The organism is Quisquiliibacterium sp. (assembly GCF_982640115.1).
In genome coordinates, this window is sequence record NZ_CEXFHW010000062.1 from 1 (window position 1) to 19,662 (window position 19,662).

At 70.7% G+C, this 19,662-nt stretch carries 20 protein-coding genes and 1 tRNA gene; 1 reads left to right on the forward strand and 20 read right to left on the reverse strand.

Going from position 1 to position 19,662, the window contains the following annotated elements; genetic code table 11:
- Positions 1 to 73 precede the first annotated feature (73 nt).
- Positions 74 to 1,321 carry a NupC/NupG family nucleoside CNT transporter gene (locus AC2H6A_RS08945; protein WP_484272817.1) on the reverse strand — a complete coding sequence of 416 codons (1,248 nt, stop codon included), beginning with the start codon at positions 1,319 to 1,321 and terminating at the stop codon, positions 74 to 76.
- 272 nt (positions 1,322 to 1,593) lie between these two features.
- Here AC2H6A_RS08945 and AC2H6A_RS08950 point away from each other — a divergent pair, with 272 nt between their 5' ends.
- Positions 1,594 to 3,627 carry a putative bifunctional diguanylate cyclase/phosphodiesterase gene (locus tag AC2H6A_RS08950; RefSeq protein ID WP_484272818.1) on the forward strand — a complete coding sequence of 678 codons (2,034 nt, stop codon included), beginning with the start codon at positions 1,594 to 1,596 and terminating at the stop codon, positions 3,625 to 3,627.
- A gap of 31 nt (positions 3,628 to 3,658) precedes the next feature.
- On the opposite strand, the gene AC2H6A_RS08955 is transcribed toward AC2H6A_RS08950, so the two are convergent.
- The 19 genes from AC2H6A_RS08955 to murU all read right to left on the reverse strand — a co-directional run.
- Positions 3,659 to 4,336: a class I SAM-dependent methyltransferase gene (locus tag AC2H6A_RS08955; RefSeq protein ID WP_484272819.1), complete on the reverse strand. Its 678-nt coding sequence runs from the start codon at positions 4,334 to 4,336 to the stop codon at positions 3,659 to 3,661.
- A 342-nt stretch (positions 4,337 to 4,678) separates the two neighbouring features.
- Positions 4,679 to 4,754 (reverse strand) — tRNA-Lys (locus AC2H6A_RS08960).
- 49 nt (positions 4,755 to 4,803) lie between these two features.
- Positions 4,804 to 5,919, reverse strand: a complete 1,116-nt coding sequence (locus AC2H6A_RS08965) for a YeeE/YedE family protein (RefSeq protein ID WP_484272820.1) — start codon at positions 5,917 to 5,919, stop codon at positions 4,804 to 4,806.
- Positions 5,920 to 5,931: 12 nt separating this feature from the next.
- Entirely contained in the window at positions 5,932 to 6,831 is a 900-nt protein-coding gene (gene ybgF / locus AC2H6A_RS08970; RefSeq protein ID WP_484272821.1) for a tol-pal system protein YbgF, read from the reverse strand.
- Positions 6,831 to 7,409 carry a peptidoglycan-associated lipoprotein Pal gene (gene pal / locus AC2H6A_RS08975; protein ID WP_484272822.1) on the reverse strand — a complete coding sequence of 193 codons (579 nt, stop codon included), beginning with the start codon at positions 7,407 to 7,409 and terminating at the stop codon, positions 6,831 to 6,833. The genes ybgF and pal overlap by 1 nt, the downstream gene beginning before the upstream one ends.
- Positions 7,410 to 7,441: 32 nt before the next feature.
- Positions 7,442 to 8,752: a Tol-Pal system beta propeller repeat protein TolB gene (gene tolB / locus AC2H6A_RS08980; RefSeq protein WP_484272823.1), complete on the reverse strand. Its 1,311-nt coding sequence runs from the start codon at positions 8,750 to 8,752 to the stop codon at positions 7,442 to 7,444.
- Between the two features lie 149 nt (positions 8,753 to 8,901).
- Positions 8,902 to 9,807 carry an energy transducer TonB gene (locus AC2H6A_RS08985; protein ID WP_484272824.1) on the reverse strand — a complete coding sequence of 302 codons (906 nt, stop codon included), beginning with the start codon at positions 9,805 to 9,807 and terminating at the stop codon, positions 8,902 to 8,904.
- Complete coding sequence (locus tag AC2H6A_RS08990; RefSeq protein WP_484272825.1) at positions 9,804 to 10,244, reverse strand: biopolymer transporter ExbD; 441 nt, start codon at positions 10,242 to 10,244, stop codon at positions 9,804 to 9,806. Before AC2H6A_RS08990 ends, AC2H6A_RS08985 begins: the two co-directional genes overlap by 4 nt.
- Positions 10,245 to 10,257: 13 nt before the next feature.
- A complete protein-coding gene (gene tolQ, locus AC2H6A_RS08995; RefSeq protein ID WP_484272826.1) occupies positions 10,258 to 10,929 on the reverse strand; it encodes a protein TolQ in 672 nt (223 codons plus the stop codon).
- A 2-nt stretch (positions 10,930 to 10,931) separates the two neighbouring features.
- Positions 10,932 to 11,393 carry a YbgC/FadM family acyl-CoA thioesterase gene (locus AC2H6A_RS09000; protein WP_484272827.1) on the reverse strand — a complete coding sequence of 154 codons (462 nt, stop codon included), beginning with the start codon at positions 11,391 to 11,393 and terminating at the stop codon, positions 10,932 to 10,934.
- 6 nt (positions 11,394 to 11,399) lie between these two features.
- Positions 11,400 to 12,167, reverse strand: coding sequence for a rhomboid family intramembrane serine protease (locus tag AC2H6A_RS09005; RefSeq protein WP_484272828.1), 768 nt, complete (start codon positions 12,165 to 12,167; stop codon positions 11,400 to 11,402).
- Complete coding sequence (gene ruvB / locus AC2H6A_RS09010; RefSeq protein WP_484272829.1) at positions 12,137 to 13,192, reverse strand: Holliday junction branch migration DNA helicase RuvB; 1,056 nt, start codon at positions 13,190 to 13,192, stop codon at positions 12,137 to 12,139. Before ruvB ends, AC2H6A_RS09005 begins: the two co-directional genes overlap by 31 nt.
- Positions 13,189 to 13,773, reverse strand: a complete 585-nt coding sequence (ruvA, locus tag AC2H6A_RS09015) for a Holliday junction branch migration protein RuvA (protein ID WP_484272830.1) — start codon at positions 13,771 to 13,773, stop codon at positions 13,189 to 13,191. Before ruvA ends, ruvB begins: the two co-directional genes overlap by 4 nt.
- A gap of 10 nt (positions 13,774 to 13,783) precedes the next feature.
- On the reverse strand, positions 13,784 to 15,451 hold the full coding sequence (locus AC2H6A_RS09020; RefSeq protein ID WP_484272831.1) for an acyl-CoA synthetase: 1,668 nt from the start codon (positions 15,449 to 15,451) through the stop codon (positions 13,784 to 13,786).
- A gap of 25 nt (positions 15,452 to 15,476) precedes the next feature.
- A complete protein-coding gene (gene ruvC / locus AC2H6A_RS09025; RefSeq protein ID WP_484272832.1) occupies positions 15,477 to 16,019 on the reverse strand; it encodes a crossover junction endodeoxyribonuclease RuvC in 543 nt (180 codons plus the stop codon).
- A gap of 25 nt (positions 16,020 to 16,044) precedes the next feature.
- Entirely contained in the window at positions 16,045 to 17,607 is a 1,563-nt protein-coding gene (purH, locus tag AC2H6A_RS09030; RefSeq protein WP_484272833.1) for a bifunctional phosphoribosylaminoimidazolecarboxamide formyltransferase/IMP cyclohydrolase, read from the reverse strand.
- On the reverse strand, positions 17,604 to 17,840 hold the full coding sequence (locus tag AC2H6A_RS09035) for a helix-turn-helix domain-containing protein (protein ID WP_484272834.1): 237 nt from the start codon (positions 17,838 to 17,840) through the stop codon (positions 17,604 to 17,606). The genes purH and AC2H6A_RS09035 overlap by 4 nt, the downstream gene beginning before the upstream one ends.
- Positions 17,837 to 18,868, reverse strand: coding sequence for a tRNA dihydrouridine synthase DusB (gene dusB, locus AC2H6A_RS09040; RefSeq protein WP_484272835.1), 1,032 nt, complete (start codon positions 18,866 to 18,868; stop codon positions 17,837 to 17,839). Before dusB ends, AC2H6A_RS09035 begins: the two co-directional genes overlap by 4 nt.
- Positions 18,869 to 18,951: 83 nt before the next feature.
- On the reverse strand, positions 18,952 to 19,662 hold a 711-nt coding region (gene murU / locus AC2H6A_RS09045; RefSeq protein ID WP_484272836.1), incomplete at its 5' end, for an N-acetylmuramate alpha-1-phosphate uridylyltransferase MurU.

Below are 19,662 nucleotides of genomic sequence, written 5' to 3' on the forward strand. Positions count from 1 at the left end.
AAGGTGTGGGCGATCGCCAGTGCGAAGATGATCGCGGCGACCCAGGGCATGGCGTTGGACAAGATGGTTTCCTTCAGAAGACGATGCCGACGATCGCGGCGGTGATGCAGGTGGAGAGCAGGCCTGCCGGCACGCTGAGCATGGCCAGGCGGCCGAATTCCGTCCGGCGCTGCGCTGGCAGCATGGGGCTCAGTCCGCCCACCATGATTCCCAGGCTGCCGAAGTTCGCGAAGCCGGCGAGGGCATAGGTCATCAGCAGCCGGCTGCGTGGCGACAGGGCGTCCGCGGGCAGAGCGGCGAGGTCGGCAAAGGCCAGGAACTCGTTGAGCACGGTCTTCTTGCCCAGCAGCTGGCCGGCGGTGGCCGCCTCCGCCCAGGGCACACCGGTGAGCCAGGCCAGCGGTGCGAACAGCACGCCCAGGATGCGCTCGGCACTGAGCGGCGCGCCGGCCACCGCCGGCAGCAGGCCGAGCGCCGCGTTGACCAGCGCCACCATCGCGACGAACACCACCAGCATCGCGATGATGTTCAGGAGCAGCTGCAGCCCCTCGCTGGTGCCGCGGGCTATCGCGCCGATGGTGCTGTCGTCCTCGCGGGGCAGGCTCAGGCGCGAGCGATCGGCGGCTCGCTCGCAGGGCACCATCAGCGCGGCGACCGCGATCGCCACCGGGATGGCGATCACCGAGGCGGCCACCAGGTGGCCGAGCGCATCGGGCAGCACCGGCTTGAGCAGGCTGGCATAAAGCACGAGCACCGTGCCGGCGACGGTGGCCATGCCGCAGTTCATCACGATGAAGAGCTCTCCGCGGCTCATGCCGGCCAGCCAGGGGCGGACCACCACCGGCGCTTCCACCATGCCGACGAAGACATTGGCCGCCGCCGACATGCCGGCCGCGCCACCAATGCCCAGCGTGCGCTCCAGCAGCCAGGCAAATCCGCCCACCAGCCGGCCCATCAGCCCCCAGTGGAAGAGCAGCGCCGACAGCGCTGACACCACCAGCACCAGCGGCAGCGCCTGGGCAGCCAGCACGAAGCTGGAGCCCGTGCCCGAGGGCTGGAAGGGCAGGGGTGCGCCGCCAAGGTAGCCGAAGACCATGGCCGTGCCGGCAGCGGTGGCCGCCTGCAGCGCGTCGAGCGCGGCGTTCAGCCGCGCCAGCACGGTGCCCACGCCCGGCAGCCAGCGCAGGAGGGCCGCAAGTGCCAGGGCGAGCCCCAGGCCGGCCCAGACCGGGCGCCAGGCGACGACGCGCCGGCGCTCGCCGATCGCCCAGGCCAGGGCCAGCATGATGAGGATGCCGATCAGAGGGTGCAGTCGGTCCATTGCGCGAATCCGCGACACAGGGCGAGCCCCTTGCCGCATGGGACGATCGCCGCGATGACCGGCATCCTACCCGGACGGTCAACCTCAGCCGACGGATGGCCATGGCAGCGGCTGGCGCCATTCATCCCGCCGGGGATAAAGTCCATGACAGCTCCTCAAGTTTCGCGGCTTGCTGCCGTTGTCCGGTCATGTTCGCAAGTCGCTCCTGGAAGTCGGTGCGGTCCGACCCTCAGGCTTTAGCCTCGGGAACCGGCCGCTCGCCATTCCGGCTGATGCGCTACTTCGCCCTGGCCAGCCTCCTGGGCGTCACGGTGGTCACCGTCGGCCTGATCTGGACCTACCGCGACCTCACCGAAGAGAACCTGGTCCGGCACGAGAACCGGGCCAATGCCAATCTCACCCGGCTGTTCGCCACCGAGGTCTGGGCGCGCTATCGCGCGCTGGTGCTGGCGCCCGCCGGGCGCAGCCGCGACGAACTGCTTGCCCATCCCCTGCAGGCGCCGCTGCGTGCCGAGGTGCTCGACAGGATGGCCCGCCTTCAGGTGGCCAAGGTCAAGATCTACAGCGTCGATGGCATCACCGTCTTCTCCACCGAGGAGCGCCAGATCGGCGAGGACAAGTCCGGCAATGCGGGCTTTCTCGCCGCCCGCCGCGGCGAGGTTTCCAGCCTGATCACCTTCCGGGATCGCTTTGACGCGTTCGAGGGCGTCATCAGCAACCGCAGCCTGATCTCCACCTACATCCCCGTCATGGCCGCCGGCACCGATCAGGTCGAGGGTGTGTTCGAGGTCTATTCCGATGTCACCGAGATGCTGGCCCAGCAGAACGAGGCCCAGTGGCGAGTGGCCGGGGTGGTGCTGGCCCTGCTCGGTCTGCTCTATGTCTTTCTCTCGGGCGTGGTCGGCAAGGCCGATCGCACCATCTCGCGGCAGGACCAGGAGCGCACCCAGCGCGAGGCCCGCATGCGCCATGAGGCCTATCACGACGCGCTGACCGGCCTGCCCAACCGCGCCTACTTCATGGAGCGCATCCAGGAGTCGATCGAGCAGTCCTTGCGTGCGGGGCAGTCCGGGGCGCTGATGTTCATCGATCTCGACCGTTTCAAGATCGTCAACGACAGTCTGGGCCACGACAGCGGCGACCGGCTCCTGCGCGAGGCGTCCTCGCGCATCCAGGGCTGCCTGCGCGACAGCGATGTGCTGTTCCGAATGGGCGGTGATGAATTCACGGTCATTCTGCCGAGCATCGCCGTTCCCGAGGACGCCGGTGTCATCGCGCGGCGCATCCGCAATGCGATCGCGCGTTCGGTACGTCTGAACGAGCATGAAATCAGCATCGGCGCATCGATCGGGATCGCGGTCTTCCCGGCTGACGGTGACACCGTCGAGACACTCCTGCGCAATGCCGATCACGCCATGTACAGCGCCAAGGAGTCGGGGCGCGGCACGCACGCGTTCTTCCAGCCGAGCATGAACCGGCGGGCGATGGATCGCATGCGGCTGGAGGTCGAGCTCAAGCGGGGCTTCGAGCAGGGGCAGTTCGAGCTGCACTACCAGGTCCGCCATGACGCAGTCTCCGGCGAACCGGTGGCCGTCGAGGCGCTGCTGCGCTGGCAGTCGCCCACGCGCGGCATGCTGCTGCCCGAGCAGTTCCTGCCGGTGCTCGAGGAGAACGGCATGATGGCGCTCGTCGGCGAGTGGGTCCTGCGCACTGCCTGCCGGCAGCTGGCGGCCTGGCATGCCGCCGGCGCGATCGGCCTGCGGATGTCGGTCAATGTCTCGGCCCTGCAGTTGCGACGCGATGGCTTCATCGAGTCCCTGCAAAGGGTGCTGCGCGAGAGCCGCGTCGGTGCTGCCTGCCTCGAGATCGAACTCCACGAGTCTCTGCTGGCGGGGCGTGATCCCGACTTCCTGGTCCGTGTGGGGCAGATCAAGCAGCTCGGGGTGCGGGTGTCGATCGATGACTTCGGCGCGGGTCAGTCCTCGCTGCAGCACCTGCGTGAACTCGACGTGGATTTCCTCAAGCTCGACCGGTCGGTCGTGTCGGACATCGCGGCCGGCGGCCGGGGTCAGGCGATCGGCTCGGCCCTGGTGGGGATCGCCCGCGCGCTGGGCATCGAGGTGGTGGCCGAGGGGGTCGAGACCGAAGCCCAGGCGCGCATCTGTCTCGGCCTGGGCTGCCGCGAGTTGCAGGGCCGTCTGTTCGCCGGCGAGATGCCCGCCGACGAGGTGGCCACCCTCCTGACGCAACGCCGCAAGCTGGGCGGGATCTCCGGTGGGCTTTCTCCGGTGACACCGGCGGGCTGAGGCCTGGCCGCAAGCCGGGGGCCGACGTGGTTCAGCGTCCTGGCTTGACCCACCGGAAAACCTGCATCGGCGGCAGGTTGCGCCACTCCCTGAGCGTCTCGGGCGCACCGAGGTGCGGCCTGAGGTAATCCGCCACCCGTGGTCGAAACTGATAGGCCACGAATCGGCCGCCTGGCGCGAGGCAGGACGCGATGGCGTCGGCGATGCGTGCTGCGGTCTGGGGCGGGATCGTCGAGAACGGAATGCCCGAGACCACCACATCAGGTGCCGGCAAGTGCGACTGTGCCAGGTGCGCGATCAGCGAGTCGGCGCTTCCGGCCTGGACGATGAGCCGGGGGTCGGCAATCTGCCGGTGCAGCCGGGCGCAGAACCCGGGGTTCAGTTCGATGGCCAGCAACCGCGCCCCGGGCGGCATGCCGCGCAGCAGTGCCCGGGTGGTGCCGCCGGTGCCGGGGCCGAGTTCGACCACGCAGCCGGCCCGGGAAAGGTCGGCCGCCCGGACCACCTGCTGCTCGAGAAAGCGCGAACTCGGCGCCACCGAGGCGACTTCCAGCGGGCGGGCGAGAAAGCCGCGCAGGAAGGCGGCGCCATCGCGGATCGGCGCTTCGGGTCGGCCTCGGGCGGGGCTGTTCCCGGTGTCGGCGTCACGGGTGGGGCGGGCATCCGCGATGGCCGCGTCGGGCTTGTTCATCAGGTTGGACACACGCATGGCCTCCGGTTCGTCTGCGCTCGCGGTCAACACCGTGCGGCGACCGAACCGGCGTTGGGCGTGGCAGATCGGGGATCCTGACAGCGTGGTCAGCGACCAGGCGTTGAGGTGTGTCACCGCCAAGGGAAAAGGCGGCCGGGCTGGCCCCTTGGCTGTTGACCGCCTTGGCTGTTGACCGCCTTGCTGCTGACCGCCTTGCCGCTGACCACGTTGTGTCTGACCGCCCCGGTCGCAGGCGTCTGCGACGCTGACCGCAGCAGCGTGCGGTCGGTGGTGCACCGATCGGTGGTGCGCCTCTGGAGGCTGTGTGGCGGCGGCGCGCAGGATGGCGCCGCGTGATGTTGGTAGGCCGTGCTGGATTCGAACCAGCGACCAACGGATTAAAAGTCCGCTGCTCTACCAGCTGAGCTAACGACCCGAAGCCTTAGATTCTACAATTTCCCGAATGCCCGGTCAAACCGTATGGCTCACGGCATGCGTTCGACGCGCCACATCTGGTATTTAAGCCCCGCCCAGCCGCCGGCCATGATGGCAGCCAGCGTGAGCATCGAGCCCACCGCCAGGGTGGAGATGCCTGACAGGCCCTGGCCGACGGTGCAGCCCAGCGCGGTCACGCCGCCCACGCCCATGAGGGCCCCGCCCACGAGGTGATTGGCGGTGTCTTCGGTGCCGTGGAAGCCCTCCCAGCGAAACTGTCGGCTGAGCAGGGCATGCAGGAGCGAGCCGGCGAACAGACCGAGCACGGCCACGATGCCCAGGGTGAGCACCCGGCTGCGATCGCTCCAGAGCATGACGAGTTCGAGCGTGTAGGCAACCGGTGCCACGAAGCTCAGGGACTCCAGTCGTCCCGAGTTGGTGCCGAGGAACTTTTCCTCGAGGGTGTCGGGGGCTTCAGCGACATAGCCGAGCATGCCGCTGATCGCCCACACCGCCACCACCGCCAGGCCGGCGCCGAGCGCGCCGATGATCGGCTCGCCACGGCGGAAGTCGCGACCGGCCAGGGCGAAGGCAAGCAGCGCCGCGCCCAGGCCCAGACCCAGGCCCAGCCGCAGGCCGGGCAGCGCGGCCGCATCGCCACCGGCCAGCAGCCGGGGGAGATCCTGGCCGTGGCTCAGATCAAGCGCCGCCTTGTCGAGCACGCCTGCACGGAACACGCCGAACACGCCGCGCATGGTCATGTAGGCGAACAGCCCCATCACCAGAAACACCACCAGGCTCTTCAGCGAGCCCCCGCCGATGCGCAGCACGGTCTTGCTGCCGCAGCCCGAGGCCAGCACCATGCCGAAGCCGAACATCAGCCCGCCGACGAGGTGGGACAGCCAGGTGAGCGTGGGCGCGGTGTAGAAGCTCTTGCCGGTGTCGATCAGGCCGGCCCAGGCCAGGGTCTGCGTGCCGGCGATGGCCACGCCGATGGCGCCCAGCCACATCCGCATGCGGGTCCAGTCGCCCATGTTCACGATGTCGGCGATGGCGCCCATCGTGCAGAAGTTGCTGCGTTGCATCAGCGCGCCCAGCATCACGCACACCGCGAAGGTGGCGGCGATGACGGTGGCCTGCATGCCGGCGATGTCGGGATCCTGCATGGTTCCGGGGGCCTACTTGAGGGTGGCCAGGCGTTCCTTCGCCTGGGCCGCGGCCGGCGTGCCGGCGTGCTTCTCGATCACCGACTCCAGGGTCTTGCGCGCGCCCCGCTTGTCACCGGTCTCGACCTGGCACAGGCCGATGGTGAGCAGCGCATCGGGCACCTTGGGGTGATCGGCATGGCGGGTGATGAACTGCTGCTGTGAGCTCATGGCGGCCTTGCAGTCCTTCTGGGCGTACTGGGCATTGCCGGTCCAGTAGAGCGCCCCTGCGCCGTAGGCGCTCGCCGGCCAGCGCAGCCGCAGCGCGCTGAAGCCGGCCTGGGCGGTGGCGAAATCGCCGGCGCGCAGCGCGGTCATCGCCGCTTCGTAGCTGCGGCGCTCCTCGGGCTCGACGGTCGCGGTCTTGCCATCGATCTGGACGCTCACCGGCTCGAAGGGCTTCACCCGCGCGTCGATCTCGGCCATGGCGTCCTTCTGCCGACGCTGGGTCTGGGCGAGCTCGTTGGTCTGCACCTCGAGCTGGCCTCGCAGCCGCGCCGTTTCCTGGCGCAGCTGCTCGATCTGGTTCTGCAGCTCGAGCTGGCCGCGCGCGCTCTGCTCGAGCCGGTCCAGGCGCTGCGTGAGCGCGTCGAGTCGGGCGGTGAACTGGGTGTTGATCTGGTTGTTGAGCTCGGTGAGGCGCGCGTTGAAGTCGCGTGACTGGAGCTCCACGCGCGAGCGCAGGTCGATGATGGCGCGCCGGGCCTCGTCGTCGCCGAAGAGCGCGTGGGCCGGGGCGCTGGCCAGGGCGAGCACCGCGGCGCCGACCAGGGCTGCCAGCCACGGCAGGCCGGCGCCACGGTCGGGCAGTGCCGATGCGGGCTGCGGCAGACCGGTGGCACGGCCGGATAGGGCGAGGGCGGTGGCGCGCATCACTGATAGGCCAGGTCGGCGCGACGGTTCTCGGCCATGGCGGCGTCATCGGTGCCCGTGGCGCGCGGCTTCTCTTCGCCGAGGCTGACGGCCTCGAGCTGACCATCGGGCACGCCAATGGCAACCAGCGCCTTGCGCACCGCCTCGGCACGCTTCTGGCCGAGCGCGAGGTTGTATTCGCGGCTGCCGCGCTCGTCGGTGTTGCCCTGGATGACCACCTTGCGACCGCGGTTGGCGATGAGGTAGCGGGCATGCGCCTCGAGGGTGGCCTTGTGCTCGTCCTTGATGGTGTACTGGTCGAAGTCGAAGTAGATGCTGCGCCGGGCGAGCTGACCGGCCGGATCGTCGAGCGGATCCTTGCGGCCGACCTCGATGGGCGTGACCGCGCGCGCGCCGGGCGTTGCGCCGACATCGGCGGTGCCCGGACTGGTGCCGCCCGCAGGGGTGCTGGCGCTGCCGTCGGCGCTGCGGTTCTCGACCGGCGCACCGCTGCCGGCCTCGTCGAGCTTGACGCTGGAGCAGGCGGCAAGCGCGGCGAGCGCGGCTGCAGCGAGCAGACGACTGAGCGGGGTGATCATGGACGACCTCCGGTAGACGGCCCGTGCGCGGGCTATTGGGTGAAGGGGCCCCAGCTTGGCTCGCGGATGTCGCCGAGGCTGGAACTCAGGCGCTGCTTGACGCGACCGTCGACCGTGACCGCCATGAGCGAGTCGCGGCCGCCGGCCTGGGTGGCGAAGAGGATCCAGCGGCCGTTCGGGGCAAAGCTGGGGGATTCCTCACGACCGCCATCGGAAAGCATCTGCTCGGTGCCGCTCGCAAGGTTGCGCAGCGTGACCAGGTAGCGGCCCTCGCGACGGCTGATGTAGGCGAGCGAGCGGCCGTCGGGGCTGGGCCGCGCCGAGACCGTGTAGGGCGCGCTGAAGGTGATGCGCGTGGCCTCGCCGCCATCGATCGGCATGCGGTAGATCTGCGGCGAGCCGCCCCGGTCGGAGGTGAAGTACAGGCCTCGACCATCGGGTGAGAAGGCGGGTTCGGTGTCGATGCCGGCCGACGTGGTCAGCCGGCGCGGGCTGCCGCTGCCATCGGCATTGAGCAGGAAGACCTGCGACAGGCCTTCGCGGGTGAGCGTGACCGCCAGCGTGCGGCCATCGGGCGACCAGGCCGGTGCGCTGTTGCTGCCGCGGAAGTTGGCCACCGCCTGTCGCTGGCCGCTTGCCAGGGTGTGCACATAGACGACCGGTTTGCCGCTCTCGAAGGAGACATAGGCGAGCCGCTTGCCGTCGGGTGACCAGGCCGGCGACATCACCGGCTCGCCGGAGCGCAGCGGCGAGACGATGTTCTCGCCGTCCCAGTCGGCGACATCGAGCCGGTAGCGACCTGCGCTGCGGGAAACGAACACGATGCGGGTGGCGAAGATGCCGCGTTCGCCGGTGAGCTTTTCGTGGATCCAGTCGGCGATGCGGTGGCCGGCGTAGCGCAGGTCGGCCTCGGTGGCGACGAAGGCTTCACCCCCGAGCGGGTTGGCGCGCACGACATCATGCAGACGAAACCGGATGTCGTAGCGGCCATCGGCCAGGCGCGTGACCGAGCCGCCGGCGACCGCGTCGGCACCCTTGCCGCGCAGATCGCCGAAATCTGGGTTACCGGTCTCGGACAGCGCGGCCGCGGTGTCGACCAGACGGAAGGCGCCGCTGCGGGCGAGGTCGGCACGCACCACTGCCGCCACATCCAGCGGCACTCGGCCTTCTGCCGGGAAACGGGCGATGCTGATCGGGTACTGGGTGGCGCCGATGCCGGAGACATCAATGCGCATCTGCGCACGGGCGAGTGGCTGACCGGCCGCAAGCGCGAGGCCGGCGGCGAGCGCGCGGCGGCGGTCTGCGCGGGGGGGCGGCGCGAAGGGCTCGGTCGCGGGGTTCATCAGGTGATTATAGCCAGCGCAGTGCGCCGCTCCGTGTGCAGCGCGCCAGGGGTCGACGCAGCAAGCCCGGGCCCGGAGATCGTGCCCGCGGATCGATCATCGCGCCGCGCCCAGATCATCGCGCCGCGCCCAGATCATCGCGTAGGGGCTCAGTCATCGCGCGGGCCGTGGGCGATCGCGAGTTCGCGAGGCGCACCGGGCGGTGGGCGCGGGAGCGGATCGGAGCGACGGATGGCGCGCTCGGCGGCCTGATCCCAGGCCGGCACGCCGCTGGAGCGGGTCAGGCGCACGCCCACGATGCTGCCGTCGGGCATGACCGAGACCGCGAACTCGGCCCGGGGATTGCCGCGCAGCTCGGCCGGGATCTGGAAGACCGTGTTGCTGCGGATCAGGGAGGAGACCTTGCCACCCCAGGTGCCCAGGGCCGCGCCGCTGGCGCCACCGGTCTCGGCACCGATCGCCGCGCCGGGGCGGCCCGCCTGATCGATCAGGCGCTTGAGGTACTCGTCGCGGCTGCGGTCGGCGGCCTGGGCTTCCTGCCGGGCCTGGGCCTCCTGCCTCGCCTGGGCCTGGGCTGCCTTCTTCGTTTCCTGGGCCTTGCGCTCGTCGGCCGCCTTGCGCTCATCGGCGAGCTTGCGCGCCTGCGCCTGGGCCTTCTGCCTGGCCTGCTCCTCGCGCTCGGCGCGCTCCCGGTCGGCTCGTGCCTTCGCGGCGCGCTCCTGCTCCTGGCGCTCGCGCTCGCGGCGCTGCTGCTCGAGGGCGATGTCGACCTTGGGCAGGGCCGGCTCGGTGCGCGGTGCTGGCGCAGGCGCCACAGGCAACGGGGCGGGCAGCGGCGCGGGCGGCGGCTCGGCGACCGTCGGCGGCGGCATCCAGAGCTCGGCCTGGGCCGCCACCGGGGCGTGGGCCTGCCACTTCAGGCCAAGCAGCAGCATCACCGCGAGCAGTGCGTGCATGCCCAGCGCCATGGCCAGGGCCACGGCCTTCTCGGCTGGCCGCGCACCCGGCGGCCGCAGGGCGGCGGCACTCATCGGGTCGCGCAGCGTGGCGCTCATGGCGCGGGCTTGACCATCAGTGCGGCACGGATGTTCGCGCGCTGCAGGGCGTCGAGCAGGCCGACCACCTCGCCGTAGGGCCGTTCCTTGTCGGCGGCCACCACCACCGGCAGGCCGCTGCCGGCGGCGCCTGCGCCCAGGCGCCGGGCCTGGGCGATGAAGTCGCGGGCACCGGCCTCGGCGCGCTGCGATTCACCGGCGTTCATGGTGATCAGCGCGATGCGGCCATCCTTGCCCAGTCGCGCCTCGATGTAGGGCTCGGCCTTCTGCTGGCCGCGCCCGGCGCTGGGCAGGTCGATGGCCGCCGGCGGCAGCATGGGGGCGGTGACCATGAAGATCACCAGCAGCACCAGCATCACATCGATGTAGGGCACCACGTTGATCTCGTTGACCAGCCGGCGGCCCCGGCCGCGTCCACGCGATGGCAGGGTGGGCATGACGATGCTCCGGCTATCGGGCCTGCCGCTGCAGGATGTTCAGGAATTCATCGACGAAGGTGTCGAAGCGGGTGGAGAGGCGGTCGATGTCATGGCTGAAGCGGTTGTAGGCCACCACCGCCGGGATCGCCGCGAACAGGCCGATGGCGGTGGCCACCAGCGCCTCGGCGATGCCCGGGGCCACCGCCGCCAGCGTGGCCTGCTGCACATTGGACAGTCCGCGGAATGCGTTCATGATGCCCCACACCGTGCCGAACAGGCCGATGTAGGGGCTGACCGAGCCGGCCGAGGCAAGAAAGGCGATGCCCGCCTCGAGGCGGTCCATCTCGCGCTGATAGGCGGCGCGCATCGAGCGGCGCGCACCATCGAGCGTGGCATGGCTGTCGACCGCCTTCTGCTGGCGATTCTTCAGGAACTCGGCCATGCCCGACTCGAAGATGCGCGCCAGCGGGCCGTGCTCGCGTCGCGCGTCGCGCACCTGCTGATAGAGCGTGGTGAGGTCGCGATCCCGCCAGAAATCGGTCTCGAACTGCTCGGTCTCCTTGCGGGAGCGGCGGATGTGCAGCCACTTGCGGAAGATGGTCGTCCAGGAGGCGAGCGAGATCGACAGCAGCAGCAGCATGACCAGCTGCACCAGCAGGCTGGCATTGAGCACCAGCGACAGGATCGAGAGATCGGACTTCATCGTCAGGGGCCTTGTCGGGGAAGGGCGGTGTTCGGCGGGCTTGCCAGCCGGGCCAGCAGCCATCGCGGCAGCCCGGCCGCGCGGTGGTGTCGGGCATCGATGGCGGCCACCCGCAGCTCGGCCTGCACCAGCAGCCGGCCATCGGGCACCGACCAGGCCGACTGGCGCAGCCGCAGGCTGGCGCGGCGCGCCTCGAGCAGGCCGACATCGACCCGCAGCTCGTCATCGAGCGCGGCCGGCAGCCGGTAGTCGATGTGCATGTCTCGTACCACCAGCAGCACGCCGTCGCGTTGCGCGAGCTCGCGGTGCACCGCGCCCAGCGAGCGCAGCCAGTCGGTGCGCACGCGCTCGAAGTAGCGCAGCCAGTTGGCATGGTAGACGATGCCGCCGGCATCGGTGTCTTCGTAGTAGACCCGCAGCCGCGACTCGAACGCGGCCTCGCCCGGTGGTGCGGTGATGGCCATGCCGGCTCAGGCCGCCCCGGTGGGCAGCATCTTCCAGAGGATGATCATGACGGCACCCGCGCCGGCCGCCGAGAGCATGGCCCGCACCAGGCCGGCCCGGTGGAACTCCTCCCAGTCGAAGCGCTCGGCCATCACCACCGCCATGCCGAAGCCGCCGAGCAGGCCGCCGATGTGCGCCGCGTTGTCGATATGGCCCGAAACCACGCCCATCACCAGCGAGTAGCCCACGAAGATCAGCATCGACGAGCGCATCGACTTCACCAGCTCGGCCGGCAGCTTGTGATGCTTGGTGAAGAGCGCCGAGAGCAGCGCGCCGACCACCCCGAAGATGGCACCCGAGGCGCCCACCGACACCGAGCGGCTGGCGGCGAAGAACAGGCTGGCGAGCGAGCCGATCAGCCCGGCGCCGAGGTAGATCATCAGGAACTGGGCGTTGCCGTAGAAGCGCTCGGCCACGCGGCCGGTATCCCACAGCGCCCACATGTTGAAGGCGAGATGCACGATGCCGCCGTGCAGCAGGGTGCAGGTGAACAGTCGCCAGGGCTGCTCGAGCGTGAAGGGCAGGAAGTTGCCGCCCCAGGCCAGCAGCGAGCGGGCATCGGGCGACATCGGCGAGACACCGCCGAGCAGGTTGAGCAGCCAGACCCCGACATTCAGGCCGATGATGAGCTGCGTGACCCACAGCCGCGGCGTGGCCCGGGCCAGGCGCCAGACGAACTCCTCGGGATCGGGCCCGCCATGGTTCAGCCCGTGCTGCCCGGCGGGGTGTCCCACAGGCCGTGCGAGGCGCCCTGGCGCGGCGCGGCGACGCCGAAGTGGCGATAGGCCGCGGCCGTGGCGATCCGGCCGCGTGGCGTGCGCTGCAGGAATCCCTGCTGGATCAGGAAGGGCTCGAGCACATCCTCGATGGTCTCGCGTTCCTCGCCGATGGCGGCGGCGAGATTGTCCACGCCCACCGGCCCGCCATCGAAGCGCTCGATGACCGCCTGCAGCAGTTTGCGGTCCATGAGGTCGAAGCCGGCGCTGTCGACCTCGAGCATGCGCAGCGCGGCATCGGCGGTGGGCAGGTCGATCAGGCCGCTGGACTTCACCTCGGCGTAGTCGCGCACCCGGCGCAGCAGCCGGTTGGCGATGCGCGGCGTGCCGCGCGAGCGGCGCGCGATCTCGGCCGCACCCGGGGCATCGGCGCGGGCCTCGAGCAGGCGCGCCGAGCGGGTGACGATCGCGGCGAGCTCGTCGGCGGTGTAGAACTCCAGCCGGGCGACGATGCCGAAGCGGTCGCGCAACGGATTGGTCAGCATGCCGGCGCGGGTGGTGGCGCCCACCAGGGTGAAGGGCGCGATGTCGAGCTTGATCGAGCGCGCCGCCGGACCCTCGCCGATCATGATGTCGATCTGGTAGTCCTCGAGGGCCGGGTACAGGATCTCCTCGACCACCGGCGAGAGCCGATGGATCTCGTCGATGAACAGCACGTCGTGGCGCTCGAGGTTGGTCAGCAGCGCGGCCAGGTCGCCCGGGCGCTCGAGCACCGGGCCGCTGGTCTGGCGCAGCTTGACGCCCATCTCCTCGGCCACGATGTGCGCCAGGGTGGTCTTGCCCAGGCCGGGCGGCCCGAACAGCAGCAGGTGATCCAGCGGCTCGGCGCGGCGCCGCGCCGCGGTGATGAAGATCTCGAGCTGCTCGCGGATGCGCTGCTGGCCGATGTAGTCGTGCAGCCGGCGCGGCCGCAGCGCCCGCTCGACCACCTCCTCGTTGGGCGAGGCGGGCGTGGCGCTGATCAGGCGGTCGTGCTCGATCATGGCTTGGCCAGCAGTCGCAGCGCCTGACGGATGCCCTCCGAGACACCCACCGTCGCCGGCAGCGAGCGCACGGCGGCGGCGGCCTCGCGCTCGGAGTAGCCCAGCGCCAGCAGCGCGCGCAGCACATCGGTGTTGCCGGTCGCGGCGCCACCGTCGGTCTGGCCGGCCTGCGCGAGCTCCGGCGCGAGCCGTCCCTTGAGCTCGAGCATCAGGCGCTCGGCGGTCTTCTTGCCGATGCCCGGCACGCGGGTGAGTCGCGCGCTTTCCTGCAGGGCGACTGCCTGGGCGAGCTCGGCCACCGACAGGCCCGAGAGCACCGACAGCGCGGTGCGCGGCCCCACGCCACTGATGCGCACCAGCTGGCGGAAGGCGTCGCGTTCTGCGGTGGTGAGAAAGCCGTAGAGCAGGTGCGCGTCCTCGCGCACCACCGGGTGGATGAGCAGCACCACGGGCTGGCCCAGGCCGGGCAGGTCGTAGAAGGTGCTCATCGGCACGTCGACCTCGTAGCCCACGCCGCCGACATCGATCAGCACGGTGGGCGGGGACTTCTCGAGCAGGGTTCCGGACAGACGGCCGATCATTGCGGCTAGCTTACACCAGCGGCCCCGGCGGGCCAGGGTCGGCCGACGGGGCGGGCGCGCCCGCCACCGCGGCGTCTGGCGACGCGGCGCCCGCGTTCGCCGGGCCTGCACCGGCCGCCTGCTCGCGATAGCGGTCCTTGAGCAGCCGCTTGTAGAGCTTGCCGGTGGGCAGCCGCGGCATGGCATCGATGAAGTCGATGGAGCGCGGCACCATGTAGCGCGCCACCCGCTCACGGGTGAAGGCGAGCAGTTCCTGGGCGAGCGCCTCGCTGGCGCGCACCCCGGGCGCCGGCTCGATGATCGCCTTGACTGCCTCGCCCATCTCGGGGTCGGGCACACCGATCACCGCCACATCGGCCACCGCCGGGTGCATCACCAGCGCGTTCTCGATCGCCTGCGGGTAGATGTTGACCCCGCCCGAGATGATCATGAAGGCGCTGCGGTCGGTGAGGTAGAGATAGCCCTCGCCGTCGGCATAGCCGATGTCGCCCACCGTGGTCCAGGTGGGATGCACCGGGTGGGCCGCGGCGCGCGTGGCCTCGGGCGACTGGTGGTACGCGAAGGGCACCTCGTCGCGCTCGAAGTAGACCAGGCCGGCCTCGCCGGGCGGCAGCTCGCGCCCGGTCTCGTCGCAGATCCGCAGGGTGCCCAGGATGGCCTTGCCCACCGAGCCGGGGTGCGCCAGCCACTCGGTGCTGCTGATCGCGGTCACGCCGTTGCCTTCGCTGGCACCGTAGTACTCCTCGATGATCGGGCCCCACCAGTCGATCATCTGGCGCTTCACATCCACCGGGCAGGGCGCGGCGGCATGGATGGCCACCCGGTGGCTGGAGAGGTCGTGGGCGCGCCGCTGCGCCTCGTCGAGCTTGAGCATGCGCACGAACATGGTCGGCACCCACTGGCTGTGGGTGACGCGGTGGCGCTCGATCAGCGCCAGCGCCTGTTGCGGATCGAAGCGCTCCATCATGACCACGGTGCCGCCCAGGAACTGCACCGACTGGCAGTAGCCCAGCGGCGCGGCGTGGTAGAGCGGCGCCGGCGACAGGTACACCGTGTCGGCCGACAGCCCGTAGCCGGCGAGCTGGCGCAGCCGTGCCGCGTTCAGGCCCTCGGTGACCCGCCCGCCCTGCTGGGCGCGGATGATGCCCTTGGGCCGGCCGGTGGTGCCCGAGCTGTAGAACATGGTCGCGCCCATCCACTCGTCGGCCAGGCGTTCGGCGCGATGCGCCGCGATCGCCGGCTCATAGGGCTCCCAGCCGGGGATCACGCCGTCCACCATGAGGCGCAGCGGGCAGCCCGGCATGCGCTTGTCCAGGCCCGCGGCGAGCTCGCGCATGGCGAGCGAGCTCACCACGGCGCGCGCCTGGCTGTCGTTGATGATGTAGGCGGCCTCGTCGGCGGTCAGGTAGCGGTTGACCGGCGCGATCAGCAGGCCCGAGCGCAGCGCCGCCCAGCACACCTCGAGGTAGCGCAGGTTGTTCTCCATGACGATCGCGATCCGGTCGCCGCGCCGCAGGCCTGCGGCGTGCAGGCACTGGGCCAGGCGGTTGGAGCGCTCGTCGAGTTCGCGGTAGCTGACCACCGCGCCGGTGCTGCCATTGATCAGCGCCGGCTTGTCGGGATGCAGGCGCGCATGGTCGCCGAGATAGCGCGGCGGCGCGGTCGGGGTGTCGGACATGGCAGGTGTCTCCGGAGGATGCCGGTCAGCGCATGCGGCCGCGGCGGATGCCGCCGCCGGCGCGCCGGCCGGTGGTGCCGAGGTGGGCGGCCGCGGCTGCGGTCATGGTCGCGGCGTGGGCATGGCAGATCGCGCAGGCCAGGGCATCGGCCGCATCGGGTGAGGGCGTGCCGGGCAGGGCGAGCAGACGCTGCACCATGGCCTGCACCTGCGGCTTGCCGGCCCGACCGCTGCCGGCCACGGCCTGCTTGACCTGCAGCGCGGTGTACTCGTGCACCGGCAGCCCGGCGCTGACCAGGGCGGCCACGGCCGCGCCGCGGGCCTGCCCGAGCAGCAGCGTGGACTGCGGGTTGACATTGACGAACACGATCTCCACCACCGCCACGCTAGGCTGGTACTGGGCAAGCACCTCGCGCAGGCCGTTGTGGATGATGCCCAGCCGAGGCGGCAGGGCGCCCGCGCCCACCCGGATGACCCCGCTGGCCACATAGCGCAGGCCGCCGGGATGCGCGTCGATCACGCCGAAGCCCGTGAGCCGCAGGCCGGGATCGACCCCGAGCACTCTCACGACACGGCCATGGACGCGGCGGGGCTCAGTGGCGGAAGTGGCGCACGCCGGTGAACACCATGGCCACGCCGAGTTCGTCGGCGGCGGCGATCACCTCGTTGTCGCGCATCGAGCCGCCCGGCTGGATGATGCACACCGCGCCAGCATCGACCACCACATCGAGCCCGTCGCGGAAGGGGAAAAAGGCATCAGAGGCCACTGCCGAGCCGACCAGCGAGAGCCGGGCATGGCCGGCCTTGATGGCGGCGATGCGGGCGGAGTCGATGCGGCTCATCTGACCCGCGCCCACGCCCACGGTGCGCCCGTTGGCGCAGAACACGATCGCATTGGACTTCACATACTGCGCCACCCGCCAGGCGAAGAGCAGGTCCTGCAGTTGCTGCGCGTTGGGTGCAAGACGGGTCACCACCCGCAGGTCGGACAGGGCGAGCCGGTGCTCGTCGGGCGACTGCACCAGCAGGCCGCCACCCACCCGTTTGAGGTCGAACCGGTTGGTCTCGCGGGCGATCGGGATCTCGAGCACCCGCACATTCTGCTTGGTGGCGAAAACCGCGCGGGCCGCCTCGTCGAAACCGGGCGCGATCAGCACCTCGACGAACTGGCCGGCCACCTGCTGCGCGGTGGCGGCGTCGAGCGGCCGGTTGAAGGCGATGATGCCGCCGAAGGCCGAGGTGGGGTCGGTCTCGAAGGCCTTGCGGTAGGCCTCGAGGCAATCGGCGCCCAGCGCAACACCGCAGGGGTTGGCGTGCTTGACGATCACGCAGGCCGGCTCGGGGAACTGCTTGACGCACTCCCAGGCGGCATCGGCATCGGCGATGTTGTTGTAGGACAGCTCCTTGCCCTGCAGCTGCCGGTAGCTGGCCAGACCGCCCTCGACCGGCTGCGCGTCCTGATAGAAGGCGGCGCTCTGGTGGGGGTTCTCGCCGTAGCGCAGCGGCTGGCGCATCACCCACTGCTGGGTGAAGACCTCCGGGTGCGCGGCCTGGCTGCCATCGGCCTGGCGGGCGCTCAGCCAGTTGGCGATCGCGCCGTCATAGCGGGCGGTGTGCGCGAAGACCTTGCGGGCCAGCCGCAGGCGGGTGGCCTCGTCGACCCCGCCATGCAGACCGATCTGCGCGAGCGTGTCGGCGTAATCGGCCGGATCGACCAGCACCGCGACCCCACCATGGTTCTTGGCCGCTGCCCGCAACATGGCCGGACCGCCGATGTCGATGTTCTCGATCGCGTCCTCGAGGCTGCAGTCGGGCCGCGCCACGGTCTGCTCGAAGGGATAGAGGTTGACCGCGAGCAGGTCGATGGTGGGGATGTCGTGCTCGCGCAGCGCCGCCATGTGCTCGGGCAGATCGCGTCGGGCAAGCAGGCCGCCATGCACCCGCGGGTGCAGGGTCTTGACCCGGCCGTCGAGCATCTCTGGAAAGCCGGTATGCGCCGAGACCTCGGTCACCGCGATGCCTTCGCGGGCGAGCAGGGCCGCAGTGCCGCCGGTGGAGAGTATCTGGACGCCCAGCGCGGACAGCGCGCGGGCGAACTCGACGATGCCGGTCTTGTCTGAGACGCTGATCAGCGCCCGCTTCACCTGATGATTCATAGCATGCCGTGCAGCTGGAGTTTCTTGCGCAGCGTGTTGCGGTTGATGCCGAGCATCTCGCTGGCGCGCATCTGGTTGCCCTGGGCCTGGCGCATCACCACCTCGAGCATGGGCCGTTCGGCGGCCCGGATGACCATGTCGTAGATGGCCCCGGCCGGCGTGCCCTCGAGGTCGCGGAAGTACTTCTCCAGACTGCGGGTGACCGCTTCGTCGATGGATTGCTGCCGGGTCATGCCATCTCCAGGGTGGCCTCGGCCGGCACGGCGGCCGACCCGGGCTCCGGGTTGTCGAGCCGTGATGGCGGCTCGCTCAGGAATGCATCGAGCGCGGCGAGCTGCGCCCGGGGCTGCTCCAGCGCGTTGAAGTCGGCCCGGCGCTGCGCCCAGCCCGGCATGCCGGCGAGGTACCAGCCGACATGCTTGCGCGCGGTGCGCACGCCGGTGTGCTCGCCGTAGAACGCGTAGTGCTCCACGAGATGGCCCAGGAGCCGCTCACGGATCTCGGCGCGGCCGGGAGGCGGCAGCAGATTGCCGGTGGCGAGGTAGTGGGCGATCTCGCGGAAGATCCAGGGTCGGCCCTGCGCAGCCCGGCCGATCATCACCGCGTCGGCGCCGGTGGCGCGCAGGACCTCGCGCGCGCGCTGCGGCGTGGTGATGTCGCCGTTGGCCACCAGCGGGATGCGCACCGCCTGACGGATGGCCGCGATGGTGTCGTACTCGGCCTGGCCGGCATAGCCGCAGGCGCGGGTTCTGCCGTGGATGGTGATCATGGCCACGCCGAGGTCTTCAAGGCGGCGGGCGAGCAGCGGCGCATTGCGCCGCCCGGGGTGGGGGCCGGTGCGCATCTTGACGGTGACCGGCACCGGCACGGCGGCCACCACCGCAGCAACGATGGCCAGCGCGAGGGGTTCGTCGGCCATCAGGGCCGAGCCGGCCATCACCTGGCACACCTTGCGTGCCGGACAACCCATGTTGATGTCGATCACCTGGGCGCCGCGCTCGACGTTGTAGCGCGCGGCCTGCGCCATGAAGGCGGGGTCGGCCCCGGCGATCTGCACGGCGCGCGGTTCGGCCTCGCCGGCGTGATCGGTGCGCCGCTGCGTCTTGACGCTGTCGCGCAGGCGCGGATCGGAGGCGGCCATCTCGGACACCGCATAGCCCGCGCCGAGTTCGCGGCAAAGGCGCCGGAAGGGGCGATCGGTGACCCCGGCCATCGGCGCGACGAACACGGGGTTCGGCAGCGTGTAGGGACCGAGTTGCATGGCGGGGTGCGGGCTCCGTGGGTTCGGTGAACCGGCTGTCGCCGGCGCCCCGTCGCTTCAAGGGATGGCGATTCTAGCCAAATTCACCGGGGCCAAGAAATTCGCGCCGCAGCATCGGCGTTTCGGTCCGAGCGTGCGTGGCACTGCGCATCAAGGCTGGCCAGACGCTGCGGCGTGCCCACATCGACCCACTGCCCGGCGTGATGCTCGGCGCCGATCCTGCCGGCGTCGATCAGGGCGTCGAGGATCGGCCGCAGCCGCTGCCGCTGGCCAGGCGCGAGCGCCGAGAACACCTCGGGCCGGTACACCGCGATGCCGCTGAAGGTGAGGCTCGCGCCGGCACGGTGCCGCAGGCGGCCGTCCTGCAGGCTGAAGTCGCCTTCGGGATGCTCGGCCGGGTTGTCGACCAGCACGCACCAGGCCAGGAGCGCGCCCGCCTGCATCTGTGCCGCGATGGTGACGGCCCGGCCGAAGTCGAAGTCGGTGAAGACGTCGCCATTGACCACCAGGAAGGGCTCGTGGCCGAGCAGGGGCAGCGCGTGGGCGATGCCCCCGGCGGTTTCGAGCGCCGTGCCCTCGGGGCTGTGGCGGATGCGCAGGCCCCAGCGTGTGCCGTCGCCCAGCGCCTGTTCGATCTGCTGGCCAAGATGCGCGTTGTTGACCACCACCTCGTGCACGCCGGCCGCGGCCAGCCGCTGCAGGTGCCACTCGATCAGGGGTCGCCCGCCCACCGGCAGCAGCGGCTTGGGGCAGGTGTCGGTGAGCGGGCGCAGCCGTTCGCCGCGGCCGGCCGC